15 protein-coding genes are annotated in these 15,755 nt (G+C 38.6%); 8 read left to right on the forward strand and 7 right to left on the reverse strand.

The window, feature by feature from the left end:
* The first annotated feature begins 521 nt into the window (after positions 1 to 521).
* A complete protein-coding gene (locus ANA_RS08475) occupies positions 522 to 878 on the forward strand; it encodes an NAD(P)H-quinone oxidoreductase subunit M (RefSeq protein ID WP_041457849.1) in 357 nt (118 codons plus the stop codon).
* A gap of 350 nt (positions 879 to 1,228) precedes the next feature.
* Entirely contained in the window at positions 1,229 to 3,394 is a 2,166-nt protein-coding gene (locus ANA_RS08480) for a PP2C family protein-serine/threonine phosphatase (protein WP_015079652.1), read from the forward strand.
* Here ANA_RS08480 and ANA_RS27005 read toward each other — a convergent pair.
* Complete coding sequence (locus tag ANA_RS27005; RefSeq protein WP_168651836.1) at positions 3,368 to 3,511, reverse strand: hypothetical protein; 144 nt, start codon at positions 3,509 to 3,511, stop codon at positions 3,368 to 3,370. The two genes, ANA_RS08480 and ANA_RS27005, sit on opposite strands and share 27 nt — an antisense overlap.
* Positions 3,512 to 3,623: 112 nt before the next feature.
* Between ANA_RS27005 and ANA_RS08485 the strand changes: the two genes are divergently transcribed.
* Both ANA_RS08485 and ANA_RS08490 read left to right on the forward strand, forming a co-directional pair.
* A complete protein-coding gene (locus tag ANA_RS08485) occupies positions 3,624 to 5,243 on the forward strand; it encodes a CHAT domain-containing protein (protein WP_015079653.1) in 1,620 nt (539 codons plus the stop codon).
* 138 nt (positions 5,244 to 5,381) lie between these two features.
* Positions 5,382 to 6,014, forward strand: a complete 633-nt coding sequence (locus ANA_RS08490; RefSeq protein ID WP_015079654.1) for a hypothetical protein — start codon at positions 5,382 to 5,384, stop codon at positions 6,012 to 6,014.
* Positions 6,015 to 6,051: 37 nt separating this feature from the next.
* On the opposite strand, the gene ANA_RS08495 is transcribed toward ANA_RS08490, so the two are convergent.
* The 5 genes from ANA_RS08495 to ANA_RS08510 all read right to left on the reverse strand — a co-directional run bounded on the left by ANA_RS08495 (position 6,052) and on the right by ANA_RS08510 (position 10,589).
* Positions 6,052 to 7,401, reverse strand: a complete 1,350-nt coding sequence (locus ANA_RS08495; protein WP_015079655.1) for a PrsW family glutamic-type intramembrane protease — start codon at positions 7,399 to 7,401, stop codon at positions 6,052 to 6,054.
* 189 nt (positions 7,402 to 7,590) lie between these two features.
* A complete protein-coding gene (locus ANA_RS08500; RefSeq protein ID WP_015079656.1) occupies positions 7,591 to 8,049 on the reverse strand; it encodes a phosphate-starvation-inducible PsiE family protein in 459 nt (152 codons plus the stop codon).
* Positions 8,050 to 8,302: 253 nt separating this feature from the next.
* Positions 8,303 to 8,473 carry a hypothetical protein gene (locus tag ANA_RS25760; RefSeq protein WP_371260392.1) on the reverse strand — a complete coding sequence of 57 codons (171 nt, stop codon included), beginning with the start codon at positions 8,471 to 8,473 and terminating at the stop codon, positions 8,303 to 8,305.
* Positions 8,474 to 8,602: 129 nt separating this feature from the next.
* Complete coding sequence (locus tag ANA_RS08505; protein ID WP_015079658.1) at positions 8,603 to 10,180, reverse strand: B12-binding domain-containing radical SAM protein; 1,578 nt, start codon at positions 10,178 to 10,180, stop codon at positions 8,603 to 8,605.
* 160 nt (positions 10,181 to 10,340) lie between these two features.
* A complete protein-coding gene (locus ANA_RS08510; protein WP_015079659.1) occupies positions 10,341 to 10,589 on the reverse strand; it encodes a type II toxin-antitoxin system Phd/YefM family antitoxin in 249 nt (82 codons plus the stop codon).
* A 177-nt stretch (positions 10,590 to 10,766) separates the two neighbouring features.
* On the opposite strand from ANA_RS08510, the gene trpS reads away from it, so the two are divergent.
* The 3 genes from trpS to ANA_RS08525 all read left to right on the forward strand — a co-directional run bounded on the left by trpS (position 10,767) and on the right by ANA_RS08525 (position 14,644).
* On the forward strand, positions 10,767 to 11,774 hold the full coding sequence (gene trpS, locus ANA_RS08515) for a tryptophan--tRNA ligase (RefSeq protein ID WP_015079660.1): 1,008 nt from the start codon (positions 10,767 to 10,769) through the stop codon (positions 11,772 to 11,774).
* Between the two features lie 59 nt (positions 11,775 to 11,833).
* Positions 11,834 to 12,748: a methylenetetrahydrofolate reductase gene (locus ANA_RS08520; protein ID WP_015079661.1), complete on the forward strand. Its 915-nt coding sequence runs from the start codon at positions 11,834 to 11,836 to the stop codon at positions 12,746 to 12,748.
* Positions 12,749 to 12,940: 192 nt separating this feature from the next.
* Positions 12,941 to 14,644 carry a serine/threonine-protein kinase gene (locus tag ANA_RS08525; protein WP_015079662.1) on the forward strand — a complete coding sequence of 568 codons (1,704 nt, stop codon included), beginning with the start codon at positions 12,941 to 12,943 and terminating at the stop codon, positions 14,642 to 14,644.
* Here ANA_RS08525 and ANA_RS24355 read toward each other — a convergent pair.
* Entirely contained in the window at positions 14,584 to 14,763 is a 180-nt protein-coding gene (locus ANA_RS24355) for a hypothetical protein (RefSeq protein WP_162471194.1), read from the reverse strand. The two genes, ANA_RS08525 and ANA_RS24355, sit on opposite strands and share 61 nt — an antisense overlap.
* 14 nt (positions 14,764 to 14,777) lie before the next feature.
* Between ANA_RS24355 and ANA_RS08530 the strand changes: the two genes are divergently transcribed.
* Entirely contained in the window at positions 14,778 to 15,671 is an 894-nt protein-coding gene (locus tag ANA_RS08530; RefSeq protein ID WP_015079663.1) for a zinc ribbon domain-containing protein, read from the forward strand.
* The last annotated feature ends 84 nt before the right edge of the window (positions 15,672 to 15,755 follow it).

The following is a 15,755-nucleotide window of genomic DNA, read 5'->3' on the forward strand; positions in this document are numbered from 1 at the left end:
GAGCCATAAACTATTATTCAATTTCTGAGATGTCATACCATGAAGTTTTTGTAAAGAACTGATTAGACCTTGTTAAAGGTTTTTACATCAACTTGTTAAAAACGTCAAGAAATATTATTTTTTTTACTTTTCTCGGATGAGAACAATTAAGCATTTGTACTGAAGATGCTCCTTTGATAAATGCAATTTATAACTGTAGGAAAATTGACTAACTGGAAGAAAATCTAGTGAAGTCACTACAAGATGAGTACATTTACATCAGAAAAAATCAGAATCAGTCAAAAAATCAGAAAATTTTTTGTGAATTATTACATACATGAGACGGAATCAATTTAGAAGAATATGGCACATTCCGGGTAAATGAGATCCGAACTTAACATCACAGCCCAAACACCAGTCCTGCTTCTGACTGCGCCCATCTGTCCTAATTTTAGACTTTCGCCGTCATTTTTGCTGTAAGCTCAAACATAGCAGTTAAAATGATTGCAGTGCAATTCAGCTAAATTCTTACACCCAAATTTATGGATAACCTGATGCTGCTCAAGTCCACAACCCGCCATGTTCGCATTTTTGCGGCGGAAATGGACAAAGATGAACTGATTCCGAGTAATCAAGTTTTGACACTAGATATTGATCCAGATAACGAATTTAACTGGAACGAAGATGCTCTGCAAAAAGTTTATCGCCAGTTTGATCAATTGGTAGAAGCGTCTAGTGGCGCGGATCTAACAGATTATAACTTACGCCGTATTGGTTCAGACTTAGAGCATTATTTGCGATCGCTTCTTCAAAAAGGCGAAATTAGCTATAATCTCTCCAGTCGGGTTACTAACTACAGTATGGGATTACCCCAAATTGCCGTAAGTAATAATCAATAACCGGAATACATATCTACCTAGTAGTTCGTCAAATTTATTTTGACGGGTAATGATCGGAAAAAACTTCTGTTTGTTTTTCCCTCCCCTACTCCCCCTGCCCCTCTTCTCCCCCTGCTTGCCTTTCTTTACCCGTCATTTTTGGATTGACAGACTACTAGCCTTGGCGAATTATATTCGCCAGCTATGTCAAGTTTTAATGACAGGTGGAGAATTAGTTCTGCTATTGCTACATATTCCCATAACAATAAAAGTTATGATGAGCCTGTGGGTTGCCAAAAATATGCGCGGTAGCAACTAATGACACGAAATACTCTGGAAAAAAATGCCAATTGTTGATCGGTGGGAAAACTATGGAAAATGATGCGGTAACGCTCTGCTGCCCAAATGAATATTGTCAATCTGCTAATCCCCTCACCCACAAATTTTGCCAGCAGTGTTCCACTCCTTTGCCTAAGCGTTATTTGTGGGCTGTGGGCAATGATCTCAACTTTGGTGATCCCGGATCTATTTTAGACGATGGGAGCAATCGCTATTTAGTTATTAATAAATTCATACTTTTAGATATCAAACCTGGGTTATTGCCCCAAATACCAGAGTTAGATGATTTAGGAAAAATTAGACCTTATCTGAAATTAATTCCCTATCGTCTCCACATACCACAAGTTTATGGAATTCTCAATTTAGGTAACGGGCAGAGTAAAACAGAAATATTACTATTAGAAAGACCACCATTAATAACTGATGCAACCATCACTCAAGCAAATCTATGTAGTAGTTTAGATACTGTTTGGAGTGCAGCTTCATCAATCCGCCAAATTCATTGGCTGTGGCAATTAGCTAATTTATGGCAGCCCCTAGGCATTGAAGGAGTAGCATCTAGCCTTCTAGACTCTTATCTATTAAGGGTAGAAGGGGTATTAATTCGCTTACTGGAATTGCGTTTTGATGGAGAAACCCCCCCGACATTATCCCAATTGGGAGAATTTTGGCTGAAACTGCTCAAAAATGCCAAACCAAATATTGCCCCATTTATTCAACAAGTATGTGAATTTCTAATTCAGGGGGACATTAACTCATCTGAACAATTAATCAAAGTTTTAGATCAAGGATTAAACCAATTAGAAAAATCTCAAACAACCACTATCACAATCTATACTAAAACAGACTCAGGCCCCAGCCGCCCACGCAACGAGGATGCTTGTTACCCTGCCGCCGACACTTTGATCACTAAACCACCCCAGCATAACGCCCTAGCAGTTGTTTGTGATGGTATTGGTGGACATGAGGGCGGTAATGTGGCTTCTAACCTAGCAATTGAAACCATTCAGCAACAAATAAAAGAACTTACTTCAGTTGCTGACGACAACATAGATCCTTCCATGCTACTTTCTGATTTAGAAAGAGCAGTGGCAACCGCTAATGATAAAATCAGCCAGCGTAATGATAGCGAACATCGTCAAGGACGACAACGCATGGGAACAACTATTGTCATGGCTTTACCTATCGCCCATGAGATATATATTACCCATGTTGGTGATAGTCGTGCCTACTGGATTACCCGCCATAGTTGTCATCAAGTTACTTTAGATGATGATGTCGCGTCCCGTGAAGTCCGTTTGGGCTATGCTCTCTACCGGGAAGCATTACAACACAGTGGTTCTGGCTCCTTAGTTCAGGCTTTGGGAATGAGTAAAAGTACCTCACTACATCCTACCTCTCAACGCTTTATTATTGACGAAGATGCTGTTTTTTTACTCACATCCGATGGTTTGAGCGATTTTGACCGAGTAGAAGAATCTTGGGAAACAGAAATATTGCCTCTCCTTTCTGGGAAAACAAGTATAGAAAATGTTTCCCAAAGATTAATAGAAATTGCTAATACTAAAAATGGACATGATAATGTTACTATTGCTTTAGTACATTACAATGTCAAATACTCTGAACCAGATATAAGAATTACAGCGGATATTTCTCATCTTTTAGCTGACACAGAATTATATTCATCAGATGATCCAAACAATGGTGAGAGTTTTATTAATAATCAAAAAACTCAAGTTATTTCCGAAAATAAAACTATCAAACTTCCCCAAATACCATTACAGTTGTTTGTTATTTTGGGATTAACGTTATTATCTGGTTTATTGGGATATTGGTTTAAACTTCAATTCAAATCACCAACAATAATAATTTCTTCTCCGACTCCTTTTTCCAGTCAGCCTCCACCTTCGACTATACAAAGAACTTTAGATAATCTCTCTCCTAATTGGGTGATTCAAGCTAATAGTTCCATAACTTTAAATAACCAACCTTTTTCCGCTGAAAGTTTTTTCCAAGTTATAGAGAAAAAAACTAATCCTAATAATGAAAATAATCCAGAAGTGCGTTTGCGCCTCTGTGAAAAATCCAATCCTGCCTTAGAAACTTCTCAAATAGTCCAAGTTAACTTTTCCGAACTGCAAGATCTAGGGAAGGGTATTTCTATTTTACAATCAAATCAACCTAGTCCTTGTCAATAGGTGACAGGTATAAATTTTCCCACTAACAACTAACAACTGTACGGGCGAAGCATTTGGAGAACTATTTTTGGCAATGACCGATAATTTATCTTGCAAATGCTTCGCCCCTACTGACAACTAACAACTGACAACTAACTAATGACTAAATTCGCTACTTCTGTCTAGAATATCTGTATCTGTGTTTTGAACGTTTAGTTTCTACCAATCCATGTCCAGCCCGAATTTGGCAATGCCTTCGGCGAGTATAGCGATCGCCCGTCTAGTGAATACTGGCACAGATCACTTCGCCATTTGGGTAGTCCAAGCACCATATCCCAGTGGTTATGTTCTCCGTGATTGTGTTTTCTCCGCTGAACTTAATCAGGTTTGGCGAGATTGGCAGCAAATGTTTGCTGGTCATAATCTATTAGATGTTACGTCCGGTTCAACATCTCCATTAGTTAATGGCTTACCCTTAGCTGTAATTTCACCTGCTGAAGGTCAAAATACAAGTCCCTATAGTAGTCGTTTGATGCAATCCTTGGGCATCAATTTATGGCGATGGATATTTGATGGAGCGATTTTGAGTAGTTGGGAACGGAGTCGGGGGATGGCCATGGGTCAACAGACTCAATTACGCTTTCGGTTAGAAATTCGTGATCCTGATCTGATTGCCTTACCTTGGGAAATTATGCAGCCAGAAGCCGGACAATCAGCCATGTCTCTTTCCCAGGATATTTTATTTAGTCGCACCATCCGTGAAGTTGAACCTCTGCCAGAATTGCGAACCGACCGGGCTGTAAATATTCTGTTGGTATTAGGACATGATCATAAATTACAACTAGATCAGGAAGCATCTTTACTGAAAAAAATCTTGTTAGCAGGTCGTCCTGTGGGCAAAACTGCCGCTGGCTATGCACCTTGTACAGTAAAGACATTGGTACAACCGACGAAAACAGAGTTAATTCAAGAGTTAGAAACTAAAGTTTATAATGTGTTTTTTTATGCCGGGCATGGACTACCAGATCCAGATGGAGGCTCATTATTTTTAGGAAATGAACTCAAAATTAATGGGATAGAATTAGCTCAAGTCTTAACGCGGACAGGGATAAAATTGGGAGTTTTTAACGCCTGTTGGGGAGCGCAACCAGCAGCAACTAATCACCAAGCTATCCCTGCTAGTAGTTTGGTAGAAGTGTTAATTCGTCATGGTGTGCCAGCGGTGTTAGGAATGCGTGATCAAATTGCTGATGCAGAAAGTTATAGTTTTATTCAAACTTTTGCTGCTAATTTGCGATCGCGTAAATTAATTGATGAGGCGGTAGCAGCAGCTAGACAAGAACTGTTGACACTGTATAAATTCAATCAACCAGCTTGGACTTTACCAGTTCTCTACCTCCATCCTGATTTTGATGGAGAACTGATTAAAGGCGTAGATGAAGGAGTTACAGAACTACCAGAGCCGGCAATTTCTGGCATAGCTACCCCGGTGAATACAGCTTATTTGCGATGCCTAGGGCGGGCAAAGCCATCACTGTCACCAGGGGAGAAAACTTGGTTATTACGTCCCGGTGTTACCCGCATCGGTCGCACGAAAGATAATGATATTGTGATCCCCGAACTTTACATTTCTAAACGGCACGCGGAAATTTTATGTCGGCATACTCTCAATGAAACTACATCAATGATTACTTATTACCTACAGGATTTCTCTACCTATGGGACTACCTGGTATTTAAGCCCCAATGGTTGGCAACAAATTCTGCGGGAAGAAGTGGCTTTAACATCGGGAATGCAGTTAATGTTTGGCAGTTCTCAAGGTGACATTTGGGAATTTATCACAGAAGAATGCAGTAAGAGTCAGGATTGAAAACCGTTGAATTTGATTTACCTGCAACCTGCTGGATTAAAATTTATTGAGATGATGTTTATTTCCATGACTTTACGGAAATCCAATTCTTCAGGTTGTAGCTGTCAACAAGAACAATGAATTAATAGAGAAAAGAACATGAAAAACCAACCTAAGGATTTAAATATTGTGAATATTGTCCCATCGAATCTGGATTTAGAATTTATAGAAGCACTACTAGAACCTGAAGATGCTACTTATCCCTGGAATTTGGCTGATGAATCGTCAGAAGCTTATTTTCAGCATCTAGAACTACAATTTGGTTTGCAGGATTTCACCGACGCAGAACTAATCACCAGCGCCGATAATTTTTACCAAAACTTAGATATAATTTGGGATCAAGTTTCTGTTATTGAAAATAACAACATTAGTAAAAATACAGTTAATTATCTTCGGTCAGCTTTGCAAAATGCTTTTTCGGTTATGCCTGAAGTTTTACTCACGGCAATTGCTCAAAAAGCTGCTGAAGTTTCTATTCTTGAAAAATCAGCTAGTGAGAAATTAGTGGAATGTGTCCAGGCTTTACTACCCAGTTGGGAAATGGATGATCTGTTAGTTTTAGCTCGTCCTTTTGCTTATGCAATGCGAAGTAGTGAACCACAAACATTGACATCTATAATTAGAGATTTTGAACATCGAGATTGGGCAAATTTATCAGAAATAGAACAAGCAAAAATTACTTTAGCGATCGCTGATTATGCCCTCCAACATCTCTCAAAATCTGATTCTTAAACTTAGTTTTAACTCTGTTCCCTGTCCCTGCTATCTGCTATTTTGGGTCGAGAAACCGGGTTGCAAAGTTTTTTGATCTTGTTGGTGATAATACTCTGGCTTTGAGAATGGCTGCCATGAGAAAAGCATAGGACAAAACACCAACTACCACTAAGAAAAAAGCATTAATCGAACCTGTGGCATTCCATAAAGCGTGAAGTGCAGAAGCACTCAAATAACCCACAGAGAGAATTTGCTTTCCTTTCAGGGGTTTTAACACAGCCAAACCAACAAAATAGCCTAAGTATCCACTGTAGGCCATGTGTCCAGCCACAGAACCTAAAATGCGGGGAATAAGTAACTGTAAACCCACTGATTGACCAGAATTTTGAGAAATTAAGGGGACATATTGACCAAGGGTTTCTAGTAAAGTAAAGCCCACAGCGGAAGCTGTACCCAGGAGAATGCCATCTAAGGGTTCCCAAACCCCAATCCGTTCTCGCCAAGGTGAAGGTAAGGAATTTCCAATCCAATATGCCCCTAATACTGGTAGTATTTTCAGCAACTCCTCCATTAACCCCGCCCCAAAAAACATCCGTACGAATAATTCGGTGAAGGTAATACCATCTGGAGATGTCGTATCTAAAGTCCCCGGTAAGATATCTCGGAATACTTTGATGAATAAATCTAATAGAGGACTCAGCAAAATTAACATTGTACTCAGTGCCGCAGCTATGAGTACCCACCAAGGCTTAGACTTACCACATAATTGATAAACAAAGTAGTAAGCCGCGAAAGCGATATAAGATCCGACAATTACTTGATTGGCTTGAGGATGACCCACACTAGCAAACATTAACACCACAAAAACTACCGTGAGGATTCCTGGGATTAGGTAGGCTTTGCGAGTTAAATCCTTACCAGTAGAGATAATGGGAAACAATTGTGTGAAGCTTACAGAATCCTGCTTTGATGACAGACTTTGGTTATTGATAGATGATAATACTGTCGCTTTACTCACATTAATTATCGTTTTTTGAGCAATAACTTCATACTCAAAAATAAATTGTGGTCCATCAGAGCCAAGGGAAATGCGATCGCCTAAATGTAATTCTTGACATCCTTTTAAGTGTTCTCCATTTAAAAAAGTGCCATTGGCGCTATTTAAATCACAAATTACCCAGCTACAACCGCTATTGGTCACTAAAGAAAGGGGACGAACTACCGCATGACGACGAGATACCATCCGGTATATCATGGCATCCAAGACAATTTGGCAGATGGGGTCACGTCCAATTACCATTTCTTTACCAGGAAGCAACGAGTAGCGAGATGCTGACTCGGAAACTTCGACCTTACTGGACACCAACCGCAGAAATGCATTCTGTGTTGCGTTTTTGCCTGTCATCGAGTTACTGAGTGTGTCTAAACAAATTCTCTGGCTGATGCCACGCGATCAAATTTTCTGCTAGTAGAGTTAATTTTCGCCATATTCACGGCCGCACCACCTCTGAATATACCATAGCTTCTCTAACCATTACTCCCATTCAAAATACAAAATTGAAAAAAATAATAGATTAATAGCAATAATCCGCATTTAATTCCCTTTTTGAGAATTACTACTCCGAATTATCAAATAACTAATTGATAAAGAAAGAATCGCAATACCTAAACCGATAATTTCGATACCTTCAGTAACTTTCACGTCAAGAATAATAATTTTTCTGGCAATAGCAATTAAAGAAGTAACAATAACTAGTTCAACTTGTAAAACTTGCTTTTTCAGATAGCCAGTGATATTTTCTAGTATTTCTAAAGCAATTAAAACATTGAGAAATAAACCGAAAGTTTGAAACAATGTCTTGCTAAAACTACCTTCTTGTGGAGAAAGTATTTCCTTAAAAATAAATATTGCTAAATCACCAAGTGTTGCAAGAATTACTATTACCATAAGTAGAGATAGTAATTTTGCAACTATTACCTCAATAACTTCAATCATGTGCATGAAGCTTTTATCACTGGTAAGTTCTAGAAAGCTTTTAATGAATTTTCTCATTTGATCCTCCTTGATTAAAATTAATTTGGAAATTACGAAGATAAAACAAAAATCCTGTAGATAAATCTCAAGGATAAAAAAGCATAATATATTTTCTCTTTTCACAAACTTTGCAGTTTAAGAAAATTCCTTTAAAAATAATCATGATCATGCTTTAACAATTTAGATAGCTAAAAAAATAATCATAACTATTGATGATTAACTATAGGTTAAATTGTTTGTGCATTTCTAATTTATGAATACAGTTAATATCTTACCATTGAGAGGACTGAAATTGATAATTTTTAAAAGTAGATTCTACAGAAATTGGTAATAATGGCACAGCATAGGCTGTTAATCCTGCTTGAACGGAATTATGAAAAGCTTCTGAATAGGTAAGAGTGTTAGCTTCCGCATCATCTACCCATAGCCTACCCCAGTGCATAGGGACAAAGACAGTAGCGGGGGAAATAACTTTTGCAATTTTAGCGGGAAACTTAATTTTACCATGACCCTCGCAGAATAGATCCCCGACTTCTTTAAGAAGTCGGGGATCTGGGTATTAAGGAGCTACTTAACTCACAGGTTCTAACTGTAAATTTATGGCTTCTTGCTCCCGTTCATGCTGCTGGAATTCTGCTAATTCTGCTTCTATTTCTGCCTTTACCTCATGACGGAACTTGAAAAAATGTTCACCTGTACCCAAAGCAATTAAATAATCATATAATAGATGAGGTTTCTGCCGTGCCATTGTTATTAATTGCTGCCAAAAAACAAACCGTGTAGAACGGAGCATTCCCTGTCGCCAACAAATAGACATTAAAAATTGAAACTCTGGTTTTGTTAAAGTCCGTTGATATTTAGCTCGCCAACCTTCCATCATCATAAAATGGCGAAAAGTCCGTTTCAGGTATGGCATAGGTTCATACAAATTCCAAAAAGCATCAATAAACTCCTCCGCAATTTCCGACATTGGCCGAGTGGGAACAAAATTCATTAAGGCTTTTTGAGAACCAAAAAATTCACCCAAACCATCCCTTAACCGTCCTTCTTTTTGCAAGCGAGTCCACATAGCTGTATTGGGTAATGCTTGCAATAAGTTAAGATGAGCTTGGGGAATACAAGTTGCTTCCACAAACTCTTGAATCCGTTTACCTGCGCCTGGTTTTTCCCCATCAAATCCTAAGATAAAACCAGACATAATTTGTAATCCGGCTTTGGTAATTTTATGGCAAGATTCAACTAAGGAACTGCGAGTATTTTGTGGTTTATTAATTCCTACTAGACTATCTACGTCAGGAGTTTCAATTCCCATGAATACCTGGACAAAACCAGCTTTTACCATTAATTCTAGTAACTCATCATCTTCAGCTAAATTCAAAGAAGCTTCTGTTAATAAAGCAAAAGGATAATTACGTTCTTCCATCCAGGGAATTAATGCCCTTAAAAAGACTTTAGCATTGCGTTTATTGCCAATAAAGTTATCATCAACAATAAACACATAACGCCACCAACCCATCTTATATAAAACTTCTAATTCCGCCAGAATTTGCTCAGGTGTTTTTGTGCGGGGTTTGCGGCCAAAAAGGGTAATAATATCGCAAAATTCACATTGGAATGGACAACCACGGGAAAATTGCACCGTCATTGCTATATAAGCATCTAAATCTAATAAATCAAACCGAGGTGAGGGAGTTGTGGTGACATCTGGTTTTTCTGTGGCGCGGAAAATCCCCTTTTCTTCTCCCTTTTCTAAAGCTTCTACAAACATGGGAAGAGTGATTTCCCCTTCATCTAAAATTAAATAATCTGCGCCTGCTTCGAGGACAAATTCTGGTACAGATGTGGCAAATGGTCCCCCCACTGCGACTTTTTTACCTAACTTTTTGCCTTTTCTAATTAAGTCGCCAAAATCCTGTTTTTGGATAATCATTGCCGAGATGATGACTATATCGCACCATTCCCAATCTGCATCTGTTTCTAGACGGACATTGCGATCGCTCAATCTGAATTCCCAATCACTCGGTAACATCGCTGCAACAGTGATTAAACCTAATGGGGGATTCGTAGCACGTAACCCAGCTAAATCAATGGTTTCCTGATAAGACCAGAATGAATTAGGCATTATCGGCCAGATTAATAAAGCTTTCATTAAGTATATTTCCCTGAGTTGTTTTTGATCAAAACCTATTTAGTCTGAAGTATAAAAGTTAGGTCAGTTGGTTTTTATCTCTCTGGAGGTACAGATTCTTTTAGTTTTATATTTAAGCAACAAAACAGAGTAACAAAGAGGCACTTCAATGGCAGTAAATTCATATATTTCCAGTCCAGAAATCTTCAGGTAGTGGCTCATCAAAATCTTCACTTGTCCAAATAACTCCAGAATGTAATCCTGCTGTGCGAGATTGAGAACTTGAAATTTTTTCGGAAGACATTGATATCAAACGTGCTTGGGGGATGCTACCATCAGTTAAAACAATTTCTTTGCCTGCAAGCACTAGAGATAACAACTCTTTAATACTGATATTGGATTGATTTACATCAATGTTAAGTGGGGGCATAACTAAATAATTTCCTAGTTGTTAATACACCTAATTATTAATTGTAGAAGATGATGAGAAAATGTTTGATCATATTTTCTAACAAACCTCTCCTAATCTACTTAGGACGGTTTTCAGGGGTTTGACTTGACGGTTAGGGTCTATAAAATTGAGCAAGTTCTCGTTACACTGATAATTATGGGTAAGCAGCGCGTTTTGTCGGGAGTTCAACCAACTGGTAACTTACACTTAGGTAACTATTTAGGTGCGATTCGCAACTGGGTAGAAATTCAAGACCAGTATGAAAATTTCTTTTGTGTGGTAGATTTACACGCTATCACTGTACCGCATAATCCCGCCACTTTAGCGGCTGATACTTACAATATTGCTGCATTATATTTAGCCTGTGGCATTGATTTACAGCATTCTCACATCTTTGTTCAGTCTCACGTTTCCGCACACAGTGAACTGACTTGGTTGCTAAATTGCATTACCCCTCTGAACTGGTTGCAAGATATGATCCAGTTTAAGGAAAAAGCCGTTAAACAAGGGGAAAATGTCGGTGTTGGTTTGTTAGATTATCCCGTACTCATGGCGGCGGATATTCTCCTTTATCAAGCTGATAAAGTGCCAGTAGGTGAAGATCAAAAGCAACATTTAGAACTAACGCGAGATATCGTCAATAGGTTTAATCACCAATTTGCGAAAAAAGCACCTGTATTAAAATTACCAGATCCTTTAATTAGAAAGGAAGGTGCAAGGGTGATGAGTTTGACAGATGGAACCCGGAAAATGTCAAAATCAGATCCTTCAGAATTAAGTCGGATTAATATTTTAGACTCACCAGAGGAGATTAATAAGAAGATTAAACGCTGTAAAACTGATTTAGTGAGGGGTTTAACCTTTGATGATTCAGAACGCCCAGAATGTCATAATTTATTAACTCTGTATACCCTACTGGCTGGAAAAACCAAGGAAGAGGTAGCGGTTGAATGTGCAGATATGGGTTGGGGACAATTCAAACCTTTATTGACAGAAACGGCGATTTGTGCTTTACAGCCAATTCAAACTAAATATCAGGAGGTAATGGCGGATAAAGGCTATTTGGAGTCAGTGTTGCGAGATGGTGGGGAGAAAGCCAGAGCGATCGCTAATCAAACTTTAGCAGATGTTAAAGCTGCTTTGGGTTTCACTGTTCCTCTTTAAGGTTTAAGCTTTTAGGTGTCTGATGTTTTACCTGATTAGCAAACCAAAATTATAATGTTATGCCGGATACCCATAGCTTTAGTGCTTTTAATAACTTCCGTAAAGCCGCCCTTGCAGGTGAATTTTTAATTACCGCCGAAGTTGCACCTCCCAAGGGAGGAGATCCAGTCCAGATGCTTGCAATGGCGGCGACTCTTAAGGGAAGGGTTCATGCTGTCAATATTACTGATGGTAGCCGTGCTGTAATGCGGATGTCTTCGTTGGTAGCCTCGGTAATTTTATTGCAAAATGGGATTGAGCCGATTTGTCAATTTGCTTGCCGTGATCGGAATAGAATTGGATTACAAGCAGATTTAATGGGTGCTCATGCTTTGGGTATCCGCAACATTTTAGCTTTAACTGGCGACCCTGTAAAAGCAGGAGATAATCCTCAAGCAAAAGCCGTTTTTGATTTAGAAGCTGTGCGGTTATTGCAGTTAATTAGAAACATGAATCAGGGCTTTGATTTTAATGAGAAACCTCTCACTGATGGCGCATTAGATTTATTTGCCGGTGCAGCAGTAGATCCTCAATCTCAAAGTTGGTCAGGTTTACAAAGTCGGTTTGAAAAGAAGATAGTAGCCGGGGCGCAATTTTTTCAAAGTCAATTAATTACTGATTTTGAAACATTAGAAAAGTTCATGGATAAAATTGCTGTAGGTTACAATAAACCAATTCTGGCGGGAATTTTTCTGTTGAAATCGGCAAAAAATGCCCAGTTTATTAATAAAGCCGTTCCCGGTGTGAATATTCCTGAACACATTATTGAGAGGTTAGCAAAAGCGAAACATCCTCTCGAAGAAGGAATGAAAATTGCCGCCGAACAAGTGCAAATTGCGCGAGGATTGTGTCAGGGTGTGCATCTGATGGCGGTAAAGCGGGAAGATTTGATTGCACCGATTTTGGATTTAGCGGGGGTCGAAAAGGTTAGTTAGCCTATAGGGGTAATTCATGAATTACCCCTACTAAATTAGGATGATCAAATTTAGCTGCGTAACAGCTTACAGTTTTGAAAACCAGCAAATTCAGTTTTGTCCAAACATTGAGAACGCAAAACATTGATGAAAACGTAAATTACCTTACTCCTTTTGTAGTCATTGATAACTTCCCATTTATCCTCCAATACCATGCAAATATATTGCAGTCAACAACACATAAATAATGGTAGTCATCGTTTTTGTACTCATTGCGGTGAAGCATTACCTTTGAGTGTGGGACAAGTTATTGATAATCGTTATGAAATTGCGCGAATATTGGGACAAGGTGGTTTTGGCCGCAGTTATTTAGCGATTGATCGGCAAAAATCTCGTAAAACCTGCGTTTTAAAGGAATTTGCCCCCAATATTGTCAAACCGCAGGAGTTAGAAAAAGCAAAGGAACTGTTTGAACGAGAAGCAAATGTCCTGAAAAAAATCCAACATCCCCAAATTCCACGTTTTCACGCTTCTTTTCAGGCAAAAATTGGGACTAAGGATTTTTTCTTTTTGGTGCAAGATTATATTGAGGGTGATAATTATGACCAATTATTTACACAGCGTCAAAGTCAGGGAAAGTCTTTTAGTGAAGAGGAGGTTATTAATTTACTGCACAATATTCTCCCAATTTTGACTTATATTCATTCTCTAGATATAGTTCACCGCGACATTTCCCCGGATAATTTGATTTTACGCCAAAGTGATAATTTACCTGTGTTGATTGATTTTGGCGGTGTCAAACAGTTACCAGCTGATCAGGGTTTTTGGCGGACACAATTGGCTGTAAATGCAACTTTATTAGGTAAAAAGGGATACGCACCTGAAGAACAGTTACTTCAGGGAAAAGTCTATAAAAGCAGTGATTTTTATTCTCTAGCAGTGACGGCTTTAGTATTGATCACGGGGAAAGAACCAAATTTACTTTATGATAGCTATAATGGCGTTTGGTTTTGGGGTCAGGAAATTAAGGTTAGCCCCAAATTAGAGGCTGTCTTCAAAAAGATGTTGGCATATAAACCGAGCGATCGCTATCAAAAAGCCGAACAAGTTATTAAAGATTTACCTTTACCATCTCTTTCATCTACACCACAGACTATGCAAACTCCTAATAATCCCCATCCTTATATTACTAAGTTAAAAACAGAGGTGGTAGCACCAGGTATAAAACGCGCTCGGACTCTTCATAGTGGTGTCCACAACAAAACGACATTATTTGTCCAGAAAATTCCGATGCCAATATGGTTGCGGCCTTTTACTGTTAGCTTTATTATGACTACGGGAATCTTGTTAACAGGCGCTGGTGTATTCGCTTTAGGAAATTTTGCAGTTAAGGGGATAACATCAATTACAGTTCCTCAAATTGAAGTTCCTCAAATTCCATCTATTAATAATTCTGGAAATGGGAATAATGGTAAACGCAGTATTCAGCAAATTTCCAGTCGTGTGCAAAAGCTAGAAATTTCTGCGAATTTTTTTAATAATACAGTTAATGAAGTTTTCTATACCCAAAAACCAGAATTAAATAAACGTCAGTTAACTGAGAAATCGGCAGATGCTGCTTTGCGGGAACAATGGAATCATGTTGCAGATCAGTTGTTAAATCATATAGAAAAGGCTAATTTAAGTGAAACTGCTAGAAAGAAAATCGGTAGTTATAGTCAACAAGATTCTCAACGCTGGGAACAACTTGCTAAAGCTGGAAGATTGGGTAAGTATAAATCTTTCCAGGATTTACGCGCAGATACATATCAGACATTTGAACCATTGTTTCCTGGTCAAGAACGTGGGAAACTAAATCAAAAAACTTTTCTGCAAATTTGGTATGCGATCGCATCTGATAAAGTAGAGAATAAGTAATAGGTAATGGGTAATTTTTCAGAACTGACAACTGACAACTGTACGGGCGAAGCATTTGGAGAACTATTTTTGGCAATGACCGATAATTTATCTTGCAAATGCTTCGCCCCTACTAACAACTGACAACTGACCAATGACTAATATTTATTGTTCTCAAGGGCATCAAAATCCGTCTGGTAGTAGGTTTTGTCTCCAATGTGGAGACAAAATTGCTAATGTACCAACATCTGGAAATCAGGGGATTCAACCAGGGCAAACTTTAGGCGATCGCTATGTTATTATTCGACAAATTGGCCAAGGAGGATTTGGCAAAACTTATTTAGCAGAAGATATTAACCGCTTTCGAGAAGCTTGTGTTTTAAAAGAATTCTCTCCCCAAGTACAGCTATCTGCAATCACCTCTGACTCTCGCCGTCAACTGGGCAATTATACTGGGAATGAACGCGCAATCTGGCAATTTAAAATTAATAAAATCAACGTTGGTAGTCGGTCTTTATATGATTTAGGTGATGCAGCTTTTTTACATGAATTTCCTGAACAAAAGGGTAAAAGTTTTATTAAACAACCCATTGGACAAGTTTGGTACGCATTTGTCAATGATCAATTTAACGCTATTCTTGATAAAAGCATATTTGAAAAAATCGTCTTTCCTGAAGGTGCTACCGGGAAAACAGTGAATGGAAGTTTGCAACCAGGAAGAGGTAAAGTTTTTATTGCTGGACTAGCCAAAGATCAAAATATGGAAGTTAAGCTAGAAGCAAATTCAAAAGTTTTATTATCAATTTATTCTCCTTCTGGGAAAAACCCACTGCTAGAAGATTCTCAAAAACGGACGATATCTGCAACATTATCAGAAAAAGGATTTTATGAATTTGTTGTTGTTTCCACAGCCTCAGAACCGGTAGATTATCAACTGACTGTAACAGCAGAAAATCCACCAGAACCTGAACCCACAGAAACGCCCTCACAAACCCCAACGGAAGAACCAATTCCGACGGAAACACCCACACCTGAAGGTAATTATTGACACTCTCAGGGCTAAAGCCCCTGAGTTTCCCACTTACCGCCAGATATTATAATTATAATTAGCGAGGTATCTCCACAGATTGAG

It is taken from the genome of Anabaena sp. 90, from assembly GCF_000312705.1.
Lineage (GTDB): Bacteria > Cyanobacteriota > Cyanobacteriia > Cyanobacteriales > Nostocaceae > Dolichospermum > Dolichospermum lemmermannii.

Bases quoted from the DNA above. Each gene is read 5' to 3' on its own strand.
- ANA_RS08475 (WP_041457849.1), top strand. From the start codon at position 522: ATGGATAACCTGATGCTGCTCAAGTCCACAACCCGCCATGTTCGCATT.
- ANA_RS08480 (WP_015079652.1), top strand. From the start codon at position 1,229: ATGGAAAATGATGCGGTAACGCTCTGCTGCCCAAATGAATATTGTCAA.
- ANA_RS08485 (WP_015079653.1), top strand. From the start codon at position 3,624: ATGCCTTCGGCGAGTATAGCGATCGCCCGTCTAGTGAATACTGGCACA.
- ANA_RS08490 (WP_015079654.1), top strand. From the start codon at position 5,382: ATGAAAAACCAACCTAAGGATTTAAATATTGTGAATATTGTCCCATCG.
- ANA_RS08495 (WP_015079655.1), bottom strand. From the start codon at position 7,401: ATGACAGGCAAAAACGCAACACAGAATGCATTTCTGCGGTTGGTGTCC.
- ANA_RS08500 (WP_015079656.1), bottom strand. From the start codon at position 8,049: ATGAGAAAATTCATTAAAAGCTTTCTAGAACTTACCAGTGATAAAAGC.
- ANA_RS25760 (WP_371260392.1), bottom strand. From the start codon at position 8,473: ATGCACTGGGGTAGGCTATGGGTAGATGATGCGGAAGCTAACACTCTT.
- ANA_RS08505 (WP_015079658.1), bottom strand. From the start codon at position 10,180: ATGAAAGCTTTATTAATCTGGCCGATAATGCCTAATTCATTCTGGTCT.
- ANA_RS08510 (WP_015079659.1), bottom strand. From the start codon at position 10,589: ATGCCCCCACTTAACATTGATGTAAATCAATCCAATATCAGTATTAAA.
- trpS (WP_015079660.1), top strand. From the start codon at position 10,767: ATGGGTAAGCAGCGCGTTTTGTCGGGAGTTCAACCAACTGGTAACTTA.
- ANA_RS08520 (WP_015079661.1), top strand. From the start codon at position 11,834: ATGCCGGATACCCATAGCTTTAGTGCTTTTAATAACTTCCGTAAAGCC.
- ANA_RS08525 (WP_015079662.1), top strand. From the start codon at position 12,941: ATGCAAATATATTGCAGTCAACAACACATAAATAATGGTAGTCATCGT.
- ANA_RS08530 (WP_015079663.1), top strand. From the start codon at position 14,778: ATGACTAATATTTATTGTTCTCAAGGGCATCAAAATCCGTCTGGTAGT.